A 16,327-nucleotide genomic window follows, 5' to 3' on the forward strand; every position below is an offset into this window, starting at 1 on the left:
TGAGTTCAAAAGCAAAACGGCAACCATCAGGTTGCCGTTTTAGTCTCCGCACTAATGCGGCTCGCACAAGCCGTTTTACTCGTCCTGCGTTGCGCTCTCAATCGTCAAACGCACATCAGACGTAATCAGTTCCGCCAGCATCTGGTAAACCTTCATGGTTTCGCCAGGCTCGGCATCTCCGGTATCGCTGATATAGCCTTCGTCACGCAGCGTCAGCACCAGTGAGCTAAACACCGCTTTATCGAAGAATTCAGGTGCGTTGATGCCGTGCAGCACAGACAAACGCTGAGCTAGGGTGCGGCTCTCTTTTTCCAGCGTTCCACGGTTAATGGACGGGTTGGCGCTCAGCAGCCAGAAGGTGATGGCGTAGCGTTGCAGCGTCTCACGCGCGCCTGCGGCCAGCAGTTGAAGCGTGCGAGAACGTGACGGATTGATATGAAGCTCATCGCCTTTCACCGCGATCAGCCCCTGACGGAGCATCTCTTCGGTCAGTTTATCCAGCTCTGCTGCCAGCTCGTCTTTGCTCCAGCGCAGGAACAACTCCGCTTTCAACATCGGGTAAAGCACTTCAACATGACGCAGTATCTCCTGACGGGAAATACGACGGTGCTGAGTGATGATGGCAGCCATCAACGACGGTAGCATCAGCATATGCGCGATATTGTTGCGATAGTACGTCATCAACACCGCCTGCTCGCGCGGCAGAATGATGATGTCACCAATCGTGTCCTTCTCGACCTCGAACTTGTTCATTTGCAGCGCATGGTCGATCAATTGACCCGCCGTCACAGACGGCACGGTTGAGTCCGTTGAGTACGGAACATGACGCATCATGTCGAGATAACAATCGAGCTGTTCGGTCAGCTGTTCGCGTGTCAGTGAGCGCTGACGAGAGGCCAGCAGCGCGGTACAGCACAGGTTCATGGCGTTAGCCGCGCCCGCGTTGTTAATACGCACCATCAAATCGGCAGCGATATTGTTTACCGTAGGCGTCAACCACGCCGGGCGAATGGCTTCGATCGGATCGATAGATTCTCGCCATTCCGGCACATGCTGGTTCAGATACGTCATCAGCGGCATCGGTTCGCCAAAGTTTACGTAGCCCTGACCGAGATTACGCAGCTTGCTCAGACCACGCAGCATCTGCGGTAAGCTCTCTTTTTCTTTTGTCGCGCCGCGTAGCTCTTTAGCGTACGTGCCCACTTCCATTACGTGTTCGTAACCAATATAAATCGGTACCAGCGTAATTGGACGTGTGCCGCCGCGCAGCATGGCCTGAATGGTCATCGAGAGCGTCCCGGTTTTCGGGTCGAGCAGACGACCGGTGCGGGAGCGACCCCCTTCAACAAAGTATTCGACGGAATAGCCACGGCTGAACAGTTCGCCCAGATATTCGCGGAACACCGTTGAATAGAGCTTGTTGCCCTTAAAGGTACGACGAATAAAGAATGCGCCCAAACGGCGGAAAATCGGACCTGCTGGCCAGAAATTCAGGTTGATCCCCGCAGCAATATGCGGCGGAACCAGCCCCTGATGATAGAGCACGTAGGAGAGCAGCAGATAATCCATGTGGCTGCGGTGGCAGGGCACGTAGACAATCTCATGACCGTCGTGGGCCAACTGGCGCACACGCTCGGCGTTATGAACGTTAATCCCTTGGTACAGACGGTTCCAGGTGAAGCTCAGAATACGGTCAGACAGTCGGATCATCTCGTAAGAGAAGTTCGCCGCAATCTCTTCCATCAGTGCGATAGCGTTTTGCTGCGCTTTCTCATGAGAGATTTTCTTGCTTCGCGCTTCGTCTTCAACTGCGCGGGCAATCGCTTTGGACGCCAGCAGTTTGTTGAACAGATCCTGACGCGCAGGCAATCGTGGCCCCACAGCCGCTAAACGCTGACGGGCGAAGTGCATACGTGCAACGCGTGCCAGTTTTTGGGCAATGATTTTATCGGTGCCATGCTCATCCGCCATGCGTCGTAACGACACAGACGGCGAGAAACGAACAAAACTATCGCGGCCCAACCATGACACGGCAAAGAATTTTTGCACGCCGTTAAGCATGCGCAATGGTGGATTCTCGTCGCCTTTTTGACGCCCTGGACGACGACCAAACATGATCGACACTGGCACCATCTGGACATCCAGATCGGGGTTACTGCGGTGCAGATCAAGATAGTCGTGGAACAGTTTGATCGACTCTTCTTTCGGCGTGTAATAGGTAAACACGCGCGGCCCGCCGTGGATAAACACATAGCGAGGAAGGAGAGTGCCGTCGATTTCCAGGGGTTCCAAAGGATCCGGTAAATCGTGCGCCAGACATTGGGCGCGCAGCGTCAGTAAGTCTGCCTTCGAGTTATAAGGCAAAACGTACATAATAGGACGCGAGGTATCGAGCCCTAATTCCAGCGCAGGTTCCGCCGGGATAGACTTACTTTTTACCAGTACGCTTAATGGTAAATTAAGTAATTTGTAGTAAATTCGTGGCCAGCCGGACATAAACGATGTAAAGCCTCTGGTTAATAATGCAATTGCGGCGCAAGGATAACAGAAAGCGCGCAAGATTTCTGTTGTTACCCGTCATACTTCAGGCTGCTGCGAAACCCGCTGCAGCCCTTGTTACTGACGTCAAATCTAATAAAAGGTTCTTTTAATGGCCAATAATACCACTGGGTTTACCCGAATCATCAAAGCAGCCGGATATTCATGGAAAGGTTTCCGCGCAGCATGGATAAATGAAGCCGCCTTCCGGCAAGAAGGCGTTGCCGCCATTATTGCCGTGATTATTGCGTGCTTCCTTGATGTCGATGCTATCACCCGTGTACTTCTCATCAGCTCCGTGCTTTTGGTGATGATAGTGGAAATTCTCAACAGTGCTATCGAAGCCGTTGTTGACCGTATTGGTTCTGATTTCCACGAGCTTTCTGGTCGTGCGAAAGACATGGGCTCTGCCGCTGTACTGCTGGCGATTATCATCGCTGTCATTACCTGGGTCACTCTCCTTTGGTCACATTTTCGATAAGCTTTCAGGAATCGAATAAGTCTCTGGTTTTTTGTGCAGTTTTTGATTCCAAATTCGCCTTTGACTGTATATACTCACAGCATAACTGTATATACACCCAGGGGGCGGAATGAAAGCGTTAACGGCCAGACAGCAAGAGGTGTTTGATCTCATCAGGGATCACATCAGCCAGACGGGAATGCCACCCACGCGTGCGGAAATCGCTCAGCGCCTGGGCTTCCGTTCACCAAACGCCGCTGAAGAGCATCTTAAAGCGCTGGCACGTAAAGGTGTTCTTGAGATTGTTTCGGGCGCGTCACGCGGTATCCGCTTACTGGTGGAAGAAGAAACGGGCATCCCTCTTATCGGTCGCGTTGCGGCGGGTGAGCCGTTGCTGGCACAGCAGCACATTGAAGGCCACTATCAGGTCGATCCGGGTATGTTCAAGCCGAGCGCAGATTTCTTACTGCGTGTTAGCGGTATGTCAATGAAAGATATCGGTATTCTTGACGGTGATCTGTTGGCTGTTCATAAAACTCAGGATGTGCGCAACGGACAGGTTGTGGTTGCGCGTATTGACGACGAAGTGACGGTTAAGCGCCTGAAAAAACAGGGCAACACTGTGCAACTTCTGCCTGAAAACAGCGAGTTTTCTCCAATTGTGGTGGATCTGCGCGAGCAAACCTTCTCTATTGAAGGACTGGCGGTTGGCGTTATCCGCAACGGTGAATGGCTGTAATTTCTCTCTGACAGGCTGCGCCATCCGCGCAGCCTGACTGTCCTATCTCGCTTCCGGTAATTTCCTATGTCGCTGCTGACAACTTCAGACAAGGCATTATGGCGTCTTGCGCTGCCAATGATTTTTTCCAATATCACCGTTCCTTTGCTTGGACTGGTGGATACGGCCGTTATTGGACATCTGGATTCTCCTGTTTATTTAGGTGGCATCGCGATTGGCGCGATGGCGACCAGCTTCCTCTTTATGCTGCTCCTGTTTTTGCGCATGAGCACAACCGGACTGACAGCCCAGGCCTTTGGCGCGAAAGATCCCGTTCGCCTTGGGCGGGCGCTGGTTCAGCCGCTGATCCTGGCATTAGGTGCCGGGCTGCTGATTGTCGTAGTGCGTGCGCCTCTCATCGATCTGGCGCTGCATATCGCCGGCGGCAGCGAGGCTGTGCTGGAACAGGCGCGCCGTTTTCTGGAAATTCGCTGGCTCAGCGCCCCTGCATCGCTCGCTAACCTCGTGCTGCTTGGCTGGTTGCTCGGCGTGCAATATGTTCGTGCCCCGGTCATTTTGCTGGTGGTGGGGAATATCCTGAATATCGTTCTCGATCTGTGGCTGGTGATGGGTTTGCATATGAATGTGCAGGGCGCCGCACTGGCAACCGTCATCGCGGAATATGCCACCTTCTTTATCGGCTTATGGATGGTGAAACGCGTGCTGGTGATGCGTGGCGTCACGCTCGCGATGCTGAAAAATGCCTGGCGGGGCAATATGCGCAAGCTGCTGGCGCTGAACCGCGACATCATGTTGCGCTCTTTATTGCTCCAGCTATGCTTCGGTGCGATGACGGTATTAGGCGCGCGTCTTGGGCCTGAGATCGTTGCGGTCAACGCGGTGCTAATGACGCTGCTGACATTTACCGCCTACGCGCTGGATGGTTTTGCCTATGCCGTTGAAGCGCACTCCGGTCAGGCTTACGGTGCGCGACAGGCCGGGAAATTACAGGAGGTCTGGCGAGCCGCCTGCCGCCAGTCCGGGCTGGTCGCGCTGATGTTTGCGCTGATTTATGCTCTTTTTGGCGGGCATATCGTCGCACTACTGACGTCATTACCTGAACTACGTGAGCTGGCACGGCACTACATTTTCTGGCAAGTGGTGTTACCGGTGGTGGGTGTCTGGTGCTATTTGCTGGATGGCATGTTTATTGGCGCAACACGGGGTGCAGAAATGCGCAATAGCATGGCGGTAGCCGCGGCGGGTTTCGGTTTGACCTTGCTTACCGTTCCCTACCTGGGAAACCAGGGTTTGTGGCTGGCACTCGCTGTCTTTCTTGCTCTGCGAGGCCTCTCGCTGTGGGTTATCTGGCGACGTCACTGGCGCGAAAACAGCTGGTTCTCGTAGCGGCTTCTTTTGTCCAGATGGTTAAAGATTCTGAATATCGAAACGACTGCCGAATCCTTGTCTACAATTATTATCACGTCCAGCAGGAAATGAACGTAACGGACGATACAAATTTACGTGATAACCGAACGATGAGGACATGATTATGAATAAAGACGAAATCGGCGGTAACTGGAAACAGTTTAAAGGTAAAGCGAAAGAGCAGTGGGGTAAGCTGACTGACGATGATATGACCATCATTGAAGGTAAGCGTGACCAGCTGGTCGGTAAAATTCAGGAACGTTACGGTTACCAGAAAGATCAGGCCGAGAAAGAGGTCGGTGACTGGGAAAAACGTCACGATTATCGCTGGTAGGCAATTCCGTAGCGAAAAGTTCTACCCGAAAGTACAAGGACGTACTATCCCTGAGGGCGGCTTAATGGCCGCCCGCTTTGCGTTTTAGCGCGGCTTCTTTTTCACATGAATGGAGTGATCGTGCTGACACGCATCCTGATGGCTACACGCTTCTACTTCCACACAGGCTGAACACAGGCCATGTGCTTCAATCACATTATGACGTAGCGCGAAGCCCATTTTTGCTGCCAGCGTATGCATAATGTCTTCAACCCCTTCCGCCGCTTTTTCCTTCACTGCACCACATCGATCGCAGATGAACATCGCAGAGGTGTGCGTCGGTTGATCGAACAAATGGCAAAGCACATAGCTATTTGTTGATTCCACTTTATGCACAAAGCCTTGTTCCAACAGGAAATCAAGCGCCCGGTAAACCGTAGGCGGTTTAGCCTGCGGCTCGTTAACACGCAGCAGATCAAGCAAATCGTAGGCGCTGATCGCGTTTTGTTGCAGGCTCATCAAACGCAAAACTTCAAGGCGCTGCGGGGTCAGGCGCACATTGCGTTGCGCACAGAGCTTTTCAGCTTGCACGAGCAGCTCCTGCGTTGTGGTCTTATCCATTTGCACCTCGAATAGTAGTCGGCCGGAAAACCCTCACTTTATCATGTTCTGTCAAAAACGCCGAGATCCCACGCGGTGTGCTATACCTGACGCAACGCAACATGGGGAGATAAACAATGAAAAGACCTGACTGCATTCAACACTGGCGTGACGTCGAGGGGGCTGACGATTCAACGTACCCGGACAGTGACGAACGCTTTGCGATTGGTGCGCCGTTGGCGCGCAAACTGGGGCTGGGGCGTCTTGGGATCCATCATGAGCGTTTACCGCCGGGGCGTCGCACGTCCTATCCGCATGCAGAAAGTGACGAGGAAGAGTTTATCCATGTTATTGAGGGGCATCCGGAGGCGTGGATCAACGGTTATTTGTGGAAGCTGGAGCCAGGGGATAGCGTCGGTTTCCCTGCCGGGACGGGCGTGTGTCACACCTTTATCAACAACACCGACGAGGATGTACGGCTGCTGGTGGTAGGGGAAGCGAACAAAAAACACAATCGTATCTATTACCCGTTAAATCCGATGTATGCCGCCACACGCGAAGACCGCTGGGTCGACCATCCCCCGCAGTTTTTTGGGCCCCACGACGGAAAACCTGGGCGAAAATAATATCCTCTTCTATAAATATTGAGGGCCGTCACAAATACAATAGGCCAGTTGGGTGATTTAACTTAAGGAAATGGCAGGTCTTTTGGTTCTTATTCACAGCAATAGTTCGCTCCCGTATGGGCGTAAATAGCGGGGGTTGTTTAATAACACTATAAGACGGGCATACTGTGAAAAAAACTTTTAAATTTTCAGTGGTTAGCATCGCTGTTTCTCTGCTGATGGCAAATCAGGCGGGAGCAGCCAATACCTGGACGGAAGCGCGTAGCGACGCAATGGGTGGTACGGGCGTGGCGGCGGGCAATTATGGCAGCGGGGTATTAATCAACCCAGCGCTGTTGGCCAAAGCCAAACCGGATGATGACATTACCGTCATTTTACCGTCCGTTGGCGCCAGAATTACGGATAAAGATAATCTTCAGGATCAAATCGACGACATCAGTGACAAAGTCGACCGCTACAGTGATGTCGTGGACAGCCTGACGGCAGCAGAGATCATCGCTAACCCATTAGGGTCTGTTAATCAGTTCCAGGGTGCGGCTAAAGATCTCGCTGATGAACTCAGTAGTCTGAAAGGCAAAACGGCGCGTGCAAATGCGGGCGCGGGTATTGCGGTCAGTATTCCTAATAACGTGCTCTCGGTGGCCTTCGTGGCGAAAGGCAACGCGCACGCTCGCGTAAGCTCTTCTATCGATCAGCAAGATATTGATTATCTGCGCAGCATCCAGAACAGCAAAATTGTCGCGGGTGGCGTTGCGCTGGACGCCGCATTAAACGGCACCGATCAAATTACCAAAAACCTCAACTCCACGGCATCTGGCCGAGCAGCCATTGTCTCTGACTACGGTGTTGCGGTTGCCCGCCAGTTTGATATTGCGGATATCCCGGTGTCCGTGGGTATCACACCAAAACTGCAGAAAACCTGGCTCTACAACTACACCACCTCCATTTACGACTACGACAGTAACGACTGGAACAGCAGCCGTTACCGTACGGATGATACCGGCTTTAACGTGGACGCCGGTGTGACCGCTGATTTTGGTGAAAACTGGACGGTAGGCTTGAGCGGGCAGAACCTAATGTCTCGTGATATTGATACCAAAGACATCCGTATCCGTAATGGTCGTACGGGCGAAGTGGTGAACTATAAAGATACTTACCAGATTCGTCCGTTGGTGACCGCAGGCGTGGCGTGGCACACCGATCTGCTGACCTTAACGGCTGACGGCGACCTCACCGAAACCAAAGGCTTCAAAAGTGAAGAAAACTCACAGTATGTCGGCGTAGGTGCGGAAGTCACCCCGCTGAGCTGGCTGGCAGTCCGTGCCGGTTATCGTGCGGATGTGAAGGGGAACGATAGCAACGTGTTCACCGGCGGTGTCGGCTTTGCACCGTTCAACACCGTCCATGTGGATCTGATGGGCCTGTATGGCGAAGACGAAACCTGGGGCGCGGGCGCGCAGTTAAGCGTGACGTTCTAAGGCGATCCGGAGGCCATGCGCCTCCGGTTTTCTTTGTGCTATAGTAGCGCCCCTTTTCCAGCAGATGCCTAAAACTTCGCCATGTCGTCAGAATTAAAGTCCACTTTCCCTGCACACCGTTTCTCCATCGCGCCGATGCTCGACTGGACGGACAGACATTGTCGCTACTTCCTGCGTCAGCTGTCTCGCCACACGCTGCTGTACACCGAAATGGTCACCACCGGAGCGATCATTCACGGTAAGGGCGACTATCTGGCCTATAGCGAAGAAGAGCATCCGGTGGCGCTGCAGCTTGGCGGCAGCGATCCGGCCGCACTGGCAGAATGCGCAAAGCTTGCAGAAGCGCGTGGCTACGACGAAATTAACCTCAATGTGGGGTGTCCGTCCGATCGCGTGCAGAACGGCATGTTTGGCGCATGTCTGATGGGCAACGCACAGCTGGTGGCTGACGGCATTAAAGCGATGCGCGACGTGGTGTCGATTCCTGTTACCGTCAAAACGCGTATCGGCATCGACGATCAGGACAGCTACGAATTCCTGTGTGATTTCATTGATACCGTCGCCGGGAAAGGCGAGTGTGAGACGTTTATCATCCACGCGCGCAAAGCCTGGCTGTCGGGCCTTAGCCCGAAAGAGAACCGCGAGATCCCACCGCTGGATTATCCGCGCGTGTATCAACTCAAGCGTGATTTTCCGCATCTGACGATGTCGATCAACGGCGGCATCAAATCTCTCGAAGAGGCCAAAACGCATTTGCAGCATATGGATGGCGTGATGGTCGGGCGCGAGGCGTACCAAAATCCGGGCATTCTGGCGACGGTCGACCGCGAAATCTTCGGCGTTGACGGTGCGGATAGCGATCCGGTTGCCGTGGTCCGCGCGATGTATCCGTACATCGAACGAGAGCTGAGCAATGGCACCTATCTGGGACACGTTACCCGCCATATGCTTGGGCTTTTCCAGGGTATTCCGGGGGCGCGCCAGTGGCGTCGTTACCTGAGCGAAAATGCGCATAAAGCGGGCGCAGATATTGAAGTGCTGGAACACGCTCTGCGCCTGGTCGCCGACAAACGATAATTTTCACTAAAAGATCGTCAAATTCACCACGCCCTGCACAGTGCTGCAGGGCGTTTTTGTTTCCAAATCAGTAAGTTAATTTTGGCACGATTCTTGTAATAACTTTAGCATCGTTGTGGGATATTCGGGAGAGCGTCATGCTGGAACTACTTTTTGTGATCGGATTTTTTGTCATGCTGATGGTAACGGGCATTTCATTGCTCGGGATTATTGCCGCGCTGGTTGTCGCAACGGCGCTGATGTTCGTCGGCGGGTTGTTTGCGCTGATGATCAAACTGTTGCCGTGGTTACTGCTGGCGATTGCGGTTGTGTGGGTCATAAGGGCAGTGAAAACGCCAAAAGTCCCAAATTATCAGCGCAATAACCGCTTTCGTTACTAAGGTATTGAGGCGTTCGTCACATACCTGTAACTTTTCCGGCGGCACGGCTTAGAACAGAATAGGATTTACTTATCAAATCTGTCACTATTGTTGCCGTTAAAGAATTCATCGAGCTGTACCCTACATACAGCCGAACTAAAAAAAGAAAGGGCTTCCTACGGGAAGCCCAATTTCTTTTTCCCCCGTCATAATTCAAGCTGCAGATGCGTTGGCTGCTTTCATTCACCCAAGTCACTTACTTGCGTAAGCTCCCGGGGATTCATTCATTTGCCGCGTTTATGCAACACGAATTATTTAGAGGAAACGAGCACATTAGGGGATCAGCAAACTCGAACCCTCTGTCGCGCGACTTTCCAACACCTCATGCGCGCGCTGCGCCTCGCTTAGCGGATATTTCTGCGCATCAGACACATCCACTTTAATGACGCCGCTGGCGATCAACGAGAACAATTCGTTGCTGGCTTCGGTCAACTCATCACGCGTAGTGATATATCCCTGGAGGGAAGGGCGAGTCACATACAGCGAGCCTTTCTGGTTCAAAATGCCCAGATTGACGCCCGTCACCGCGCCGGAGGAGTTACCAAAACTGACCATCAGTCCTCGGCGTTGCAAGCAATCCAGCGAGGCTTCCCAGGTGTCTTTCCCCACGGAGTCATACACCACGCGCAGTTTTTTACCGCCGGTTATCTCTTTCACTCGCTCTGCAATGCTCTCTTCGCGATAGTTGATCACCTGCCATGCGCCAGCCTGTTTTGCACGCTGCGCCTTTTGCGCACTGCCGACGGTGCCGATCAGTTTTGCGCCCAGCGCCTTCGCCCACTGACAGGCGATTAACCCTACGCCGCCTGCGGCAGCATGGAACAGGAACTGTTCATCCGGTTTAATTTCATAGGTTTTACGCAGCAGGTAAAAGACCGTTAGCCCTTTCAGAAATGATGCCGCGGCTTGCTCAAATGAGATGGCATTGGGCAACACTGCGGCTTTATCCGCGAGGACGTTGTGAATGGAGCTGTAAGCACCCAGCGCCGACTGCGCATACACCACGCGGTCGCCTTCTTTAATATGCTTAACGGCGCTTCCGACTTTGACCACCACGCCCGCCGCCTCGGTTCCCAAACCGCTCGGCATGGACGGAGGTGGATACAGGCCGCCGCGAATATAGGTGTCGATGTAGTTGATACCAATCGCTTTATTTTCTACCTGGACTTCGTTCTCACCCGGCGCGGCCGGAGTGAACTCCACCGCTTTGAGTACTTCGGGGCCACCATGCTTGTGAAATTCAATGCGCGTTGCCATGATTCCTCCAGAAAATGTGGTAATCTTTCGACCCATTCTTTATCTCGGTAACTCCATTCACTATGGCAGGAAATAAACCCTTCAACAAACAGACTGAACCCCGTGACCGCGACCTCCAGGTTGCCGGGCTAAAGGTCCCGCCGCACTCGATTGAAGCGGAACAGTCGGTGTTGGGCGGTTTAATGCTGGACAACGAACGCTGGGACGATGTCGCCGAGCGCGTCGTGTCTGACGATTTCTATACCCGTCCGCACCGCCATATTTTCACCGAAATGGCGCGTCTGCAGGAGTCGGGCAGCCCGATTGACCTGATCACGCTCGCGGAATCGCTTGAGCGTCAGGGACAACTGGATAGCGTCGGTGGATTTGCCTACCTCGCAGAATTATCGAAAAACACGCCAAGCGCAGCGAATATCAGCGCTTATGCTGACATTGTGCGCGAACGTGCGGTTGTGCGTGAAATGATCGCCGTAGCAAACGAAATCGCCGAAGCCGGTTTTGACCCGCAGGGCCGCACCAGTGAAGATCTGCTGGATCTCGCGGAATCTCGCGTTTTCAAAATTGCCGAAAGCCGAGCGAATAAAGATGAAGGCCCGCGAAATATCGCCGACGTGCTTGATTCTACGGTTGCCCGTATCGAAGCGTTATTCCAGCAGCCGCACGATGGCGTTACGGGCGTGAATACCGGTTATGACGACCTGAATAAAAAAACCGCCGGTTTGCAGCCGTCGGATCTGATTATCGTCGCGGCGCGTCCGTCGATGGGTAAAACGACATTTGCAATGAACATCGTCGAAAATGCGGCGATGTTGCAGGATAAACCAGTGCTTATCTTCAGTCTGGAGATGCCTTCAGATCAGATCATGATGCGTACCCTGGCGTCGCTGTCGCGCGTCGATCAGACCCGTATTCGTACCGGCCAGCTTGATGATGAGGACTGGGCGCGCATTTCTGGCACCATGGGCATCCTGCTGGAAAAACGGAATATCTATATCGATGACTCTTCCGGCCTGACCCCGTCCGAAGTGCGTTCGCGTGCGCGTCGTATTGCCCGTGAGCACGGCGGCATTGGTCTAATCATGATCGACTACCTGCAGCTGATGCGCGTTCCGTCGCTGTCGGATAACCGTACGCTGGAAATTGCCGAAATATCGCGCTCGCTCAAAGCGTTAGCGAAAGAACTCCAGGTACCCGTTGTTGCACTCTCTCAGCTTAACCGCTCTCTGGAACAACGCGCTGATAAGCGCCCGGTTAACTCAGACCTGCGTGAATCGGGTTCCATCGAGCAGGATGCCGACTTGATCATGTTCATCTATCGTGACGAGGTTTATCACGAAAACAGCGACATGAAGGGCATCGCAGAAATCATTATTGGTAAGCAGCGTAACGGCCCGATCGGTACGGTGCGTCTGACCTTTAACGGACAGTGGTCGCGCTTCGATAATTATGCGGGACCACAATACGACGACGAATAATTCCTCGTCATCCTTCGCGCCACAGCGGCGTTGGCTTCACCCCGGTCGCTTAATTATCTAAGCTCCCGGGATTTACGGCCTTGCCGCCTTGCTGTGACGCAAATGATTTAGAGGAATACTTTTTCTTTACGGCAAGGAATTCAAATGCAAGCGGCAACTGTAGTCATTAACCGCCGCGCTCTGCGACACAACCTGCAACGTCTGCGTGAACTGGCGCCCGCCAGTAAACTCGTTGCAGTCGTGAAAGCGAACGCTTACGGACACGGTCTTCTTGAGACCGCGCGAACGCTCCCTGATGCCGATGCCTTTGGCGTCGCCCGTCTCGAAGAAGCCTTACGCTTACGCGCAGGCGGTATTACGCAACCCATTCTGTTGTTGGAGGGTTTCTTTGAAGCCACCGATCTGACGACGATTGCCGATCAGCATCTGCACACCGCGATTCATAATGAAGAACAGCTGCTGGCGTTAGAAACGGCTGAACTGAGCGAACCGGTTACTGTGTGGATGAAGCTCGATACAGGCATGCATCGCCTGGGCGTGCGTCCGGAACAAGCCGAGGCGTTTTACCAGCGGTTAAGTCAGTGCAAAAATGTGCACCAGCCGGTGAATATCGTCAGCCATTTTGCCCGCGCCGACGAGCCGGAATGTGGTGCAACGGAGCAGCAGCTCGATATTTTTAATACCTTTTGCGAAGGCAAGCCGGGCATGCGTTCCATCGCGGCCTCTGGCGGCATCTTGCTGTGGCCGCAATCGCACTTTGACTGGGCACGACCAGGCATCATTCTTTACGGCGTTTCACCGCTAGAAAACAGACCCTGGGGCCCCGATTTTGGTCTGCAGCCGGTGATGTCTTTGGTGTCGAACCTGATCGCCGTACGCGAGCACAAAGCGGGTGAACCGGTTGGTTACGGTGGCACGTGGGTGAGCGAGAATGATACGCGCCTGGGCGTTGTGGCGATGGGTTATGGCGACGGTTATCCGCGCGCGGCACCTTCGGGAACGCCCGTGCTGGTGAATGGCCGTGAGGTGAAGATTGTCGGCCGTGTCGCGATGGACATGATTTGCGTCGATCTGGGGCCAGACGCTGATGATAAAGCGGGTGATGCAGTCGTGTTATGGGGTGAAGGTCTCCCCGTTGAGCGCATCGCTGAAATTACGAAAGTGAGTGCTTACGAACTTATTACGCGTTTGACCTCACGCGTGGCAATGAAATACATCGACTAACGCCTTTTTTGTCTTTTGATGAGGCATTTGGGGTGCAGGTAAACAGGCCGCACCCCAACTTCATTAACATCCTCTCGACCTTCTTTCACTTCCGGTTTATTGTTGAAATCCCTGCCTCTTAGATATCCGGAGAACCATCGCGTGTTCCAGAAAGTTGACGCCTACGCCGGCGACCCCATCCTCTCCTTAATGGAGCGTTTTAAAGAAGATCCGCGCAGCGACAAAGTAAACCTGAGCATCGGTCTGTATTACAACGAAGACGGCATTATTCCTCAGTTGAAAGCCGTCTCCGAAGCCGAAGCGCGTATGAATTCAGTGCCCCACGGCGCGTCGCTTTACCTGCCGATGGAAGGGCTGAACACCTATCGCAATACCATCGCGCCGCTGCTTTTTGGAGCCGATCATGTCGTGTTGCAGAAAAAGCGTGTAGCGACTATTCAAACGCTGGGCGGTTCTGGTGCGCTGAAGGTGGGTGCAGACTTTTTGAAAAAATACTTCCCGGATTCGGGTGTATGGGTGAGCGACCCAACGTGGGAAAACCACGTCGCCATCTTTGAAGGCGCGGGTTTTGTGGTGAACACCTATCCGTGGTTCGACAATGAAACCAATGGCGTGCGCGTTAATGCGCTTCTGGAAAAGCTCAATACGCTGCCGGAACGCAGCATTGTCCTGCTGCATCCGTGCTGCCATAACCCGACCGGCGCTGACCTGACCAACGATCAGTGGGATGCGGTGATTGAGGTTCTGAAAACACGCAATCTGATCCCTTTCCTCGATATCGCCTATCAGGGCTTTGGCGCAGGCATGGAAGAGGATGCCTACGCGATTCGCGCCATTGCCAGCGCCGGGTTACCTGCACTGGTCAGCAACTCCTTCTCAAAAATCTTTTCACTGTATGGCGAGCGTGTCGGCGGATTGTCCGTTATCTGTGAAGATGAAGAGGCCGCGGGGCGTGTGCTGGGACAACTTAAAGCCACCGTTCGCCGTATCTATTCAAGCCCGCCGGCCTTTGGCGCACAGGTGGTGGCGACCGTTCTCGGTGACGACGAGCTGAAATCGCTGTGGCTTGCGGAAGTTGAAGCTATGCGCAAGCGAATCCTGGCGATGCGTCAGGAACTGGTGAACGTATTGAAAGAGACCGTGCCGGGGCATAATTTTGATTATCTGCTCAAACAACGCGGTATGTTCAGTTATACCGGTCTGAGCGCGGTACAGGTCGACCGCCTGCGTGAAGAGTTCGGCGTCTACCTGATTGCCAGTGGCCGCATGTGTGTCGCGGGTCTGAACGCACACAACGTCCAGCGTGTTGCCCAGGCGTTTGCTGCTGTAATGTAAGTACTTACCAACAAACCCTCTCTTGCGAAGAGAGGGTTCCTGCCTGATAACTTCTTCTGTGATATCCCTCATTCTACCAGGGTTAATAGTCAGAATTGTCTTCCCATCATCCGCCTCAGGGGTTATGGTCTGATAGTTTTTTGACCATTCGCTCAATTTAAAAGCATAAAAAATAGAATATTCAGGGGAATACATGCGCAAGATCACACTGGCGCTCAGCGCCGCCTGCTTATTGTTCTCACTCAATAGTGCCGTCGTCGCCCGCGCTTCTGCACCAACACCGCTTTATACCGGTACTACCGCTGCCATTTTGGCTGAACAAGCCCCCATTCACTGGGTCTCTGTGGCACAAATTGAAAACAGTCTGATGGGCCGCGCGCCGATGGCTGTCGGTTTCGACATCGACGATACCGTCCTTTTCTCCAGCCCAGGCTTCTGGCGCGGTAAAAAAACCTTCTCGCCAGCCAACGAGGAATACCTCAAAAATCCTGAATTCTGGGAAAAAATGAATAACGGCTGGGATGAATTCAGCATTCCGAAAGAAGTCGGCCGCGCGCTGATCGCCATGCATGTGAAACGCGGCGACAGTATTTATTTCGTGACCGGTCGCAGCCAGACGAAAACCGAAACCGTCTCTAAAACGTTGCAGGGCGATTTTGCGATTCCTGCCGCAAACATGAACCCGGTGATTTTTGCGGGCGATAAAGCGGGGCAAAACACCAAAACACAGTGGCTGGAACAGAAAAACATCAAAGTTTTCTATGGTGATTCGGATAACGACATCACGGCTGCCCGCGACGTCGGTGCCAGAGGCATTCGCGTGTTGCGGGCTTCAAACTCGACTTATCGGCCGTTGCCGATGGCGGGTGCGTTCGGGGAAGAGGTAATTGTGAATTCCGAATACTGAGTTGTGATTATTTTTTGAACAAATCAGGCTTGCCTGGGTTTACCTTTCGCCGTCTTGCTGCACACTTAAAGGGGCAGTTTCTCAGGTCGCATTCAACCCACTGAAAGGGGAACACAGATGACAATTTCGGAGATATTGCAATATTGCATGAACAAAACCGGCGCTGAACAAAGCGTTCACAGCGACTGGAAAGCCACGCAAATCAAAGTGGCCGATGTGTTGTTTGCGATGGTAAAAGATGTGGAAGGGCGCCCGGCAGCCTCGTTAAAAACCAGTCCGGAGCTCGCGGATTTGCTGCGTCAGCAGCACAGCGATGTGCGTCCCAGCAAGCATCTGAATAAAGCGCACTGGAGCACGATTTATCTCGACGGATCGCTTCCGGATTCGCAGATTTACTATCTGGTGGATGCGTCTTATCAGCAGGCCATTGAGTTGCTGCCGGATACGACCCGGCAGCAACTTTCAGTCTAAG

The 16,327-nt window shown here is 53.3% G+C and carries 16 protein-coding genes; 13 read left to right on the plus strand and 3 right to left on the minus strand.

Features of this window, described 5'->3' with window-relative positions; genetic code table 11:
- Positions 1-75: 75 nt before the first annotated feature.
- Positions 76-2,496 carry a glycerol-3-phosphate 1-O-acyltransferase PlsB gene (gene plsB / locus I6L74_RS09985; RefSeq protein ID WP_059179837.1) on the minus strand — a complete coding sequence of 807 codons (2,421 nt, stop codon included), beginning with the start codon at positions 2,494-2,496 and terminating at the stop codon, positions 76-78.
- Between the two features lie 154 nt (positions 2,497-2,650).
- Between plsB and I6L74_RS09990 the strand changes: the two genes are divergently transcribed.
- From I6L74_RS09990 to I6L74_RS10005, 4 genes are all read left to right on the plus strand, one after another.
- Complete coding sequence (locus tag I6L74_RS09990) at positions 2,651-3,019, plus strand: diacylglycerol kinase (protein ID WP_059179838.1); 369 nt, start codon at positions 2,651-2,653, stop codon at positions 3,017-3,019.
- Positions 3,020-3,128: 109 nt separating this feature from the next.
- Complete coding sequence (gene lexA, locus I6L74_RS09995) at positions 3,129-3,737, plus strand: transcriptional repressor LexA (RefSeq protein WP_011915509.1); 609 nt, start codon at positions 3,129-3,131, stop codon at positions 3,735-3,737.
- A gap of 66 nt (positions 3,738-3,803) precedes the next feature.
- On the plus strand, positions 3,804-5,123 hold the full coding sequence (gene dinF, locus I6L74_RS10000; RefSeq protein ID WP_059179839.1) for an MATE family efflux transporter DinF: 1,320 nt from the start codon (positions 3,804-3,806) through the stop codon (positions 5,121-5,123).
- 145 nt (positions 5,124-5,268) lie between these two features.
- Complete coding sequence (locus I6L74_RS10005) at positions 5,269-5,478, plus strand: CsbD family protein (RefSeq protein ID WP_059179840.1); 210 nt, start codon at positions 5,269-5,271, stop codon at positions 5,476-5,478.
- Positions 5,479-5,562: 84 nt separating this feature from the next.
- Here the strand turns inward: I6L74_RS10005 and zur are convergent, their stop codons facing one another.
- A complete protein-coding gene (zur, locus tag I6L74_RS10010; RefSeq protein WP_059179841.1) occupies positions 5,563-6,078 on the minus strand; it encodes a zinc uptake transcriptional repressor Zur in 516 nt (171 codons plus the stop codon).
- Between the two features lie 116 nt (positions 6,079-6,194).
- On the opposite strand from zur, the gene I6L74_RS10015 reads away from it, so the two are divergent.
- The 4 genes from I6L74_RS10015 (at position 6,195) to pspG (ending at position 9,618) form a co-directional block, all read left to right on the plus strand.
- Positions 6,195-6,683, plus strand: a complete 489-nt coding sequence (locus tag I6L74_RS10015) for a cupin domain-containing protein (protein WP_059179842.1) — start codon at positions 6,195-6,197, stop codon at positions 6,681-6,683.
- Positions 6,684-6,901: 218 nt separating this feature from the next.
- Positions 6,902-8,161, plus strand: coding sequence for a conjugal transfer protein TraF (locus I6L74_RS10020; RefSeq protein WP_096759601.1), 1,260 nt, complete (start codon positions 6,902-6,904; stop codon positions 8,159-8,161).
- Between the two features lie 81 nt (positions 8,162-8,242).
- Complete coding sequence (gene dusA / locus I6L74_RS10025; RefSeq protein ID WP_059179844.1) at positions 8,243-9,238, plus strand: tRNA dihydrouridine(20/20a) synthase DusA; 996 nt, start codon at positions 8,243-8,245, stop codon at positions 9,236-9,238.
- A gap of 137 nt (positions 9,239-9,375) precedes the next feature.
- Entirely contained in the window at positions 9,376-9,618 is a 243-nt protein-coding gene (pspG, locus tag I6L74_RS10030; protein ID WP_059179845.1) for an envelope stress response protein PspG, read from the plus strand.
- 312 nt (positions 9,619-9,930) lie between these two features.
- Here the strand turns inward: pspG and I6L74_RS10035 are convergent, their stop codons facing one another.
- On the minus strand, positions 9,931-10,914 hold the full coding sequence (locus tag I6L74_RS10035) for a quinone oxidoreductase (RefSeq protein ID WP_059179846.1): 984 nt from the start codon (positions 10,912-10,914) through the stop codon (positions 9,931-9,933).
- Positions 10,915-10,976: 62 nt separating this feature from the next.
- On the opposite strand from I6L74_RS10035, the gene dnaB reads away from it, so the two are divergent.
- The 5 genes from dnaB to I6L74_RS10060 all read left to right on the plus strand — a co-directional run bounded on the left by dnaB (position 10,977) and on the right by I6L74_RS10060 (position 16,326).
- Complete coding sequence (gene dnaB, locus I6L74_RS10040; RefSeq protein WP_011915518.1) at positions 10,977-12,389, plus strand: replicative DNA helicase; 1,413 nt, start codon at positions 10,977-10,979, stop codon at positions 12,387-12,389.
- Positions 12,390-12,533: 144 nt separating this feature from the next.
- Positions 12,534-13,613 (plus strand): alanine racemase, encoded by a 1,080-nt coding sequence (gene alr / locus I6L74_RS10045; RefSeq protein ID WP_059179847.1) that lies wholly within the window; start codon positions 12,534-12,536, stop codon positions 13,611-13,613.
- Positions 13,614-13,754: 141 nt separating this feature from the next.
- Positions 13,755-14,948 (plus strand): aromatic amino acid transaminase, encoded by a 1,194-nt coding sequence (gene tyrB, locus I6L74_RS10050; protein WP_059179848.1) that lies wholly within the window; start codon positions 13,755-13,757, stop codon positions 14,946-14,948.
- A 193-nt stretch (positions 14,949-15,141) separates the two neighbouring features.
- Complete coding sequence (gene aphA / locus I6L74_RS10055) at positions 15,142-15,855, plus strand: acid phosphatase AphA (RefSeq protein ID WP_059179849.1); 714 nt, start codon at positions 15,142-15,144, stop codon at positions 15,853-15,855.
- A 117-nt stretch (positions 15,856-15,972) separates the two neighbouring features.
- Positions 15,973-16,326, plus strand: a complete 354-nt coding sequence (locus tag I6L74_RS10060; RefSeq protein WP_059179850.1) for an MmcQ/YjbR family DNA-binding protein — start codon at positions 15,973-15,975, stop codon at positions 16,324-16,326.
- Position 16,327 lies beyond the last annotated feature (1 nt).

This window comes from Lelliottia amnigena (assembly GCF_019047465.1).
In the GTDB taxonomy this organism is placed as follows: Bacteria; Pseudomonadota; Gammaproteobacteria; order Enterobacterales; family Enterobacteriaceae; genus Enterobacter; species Enterobacter amnigenus.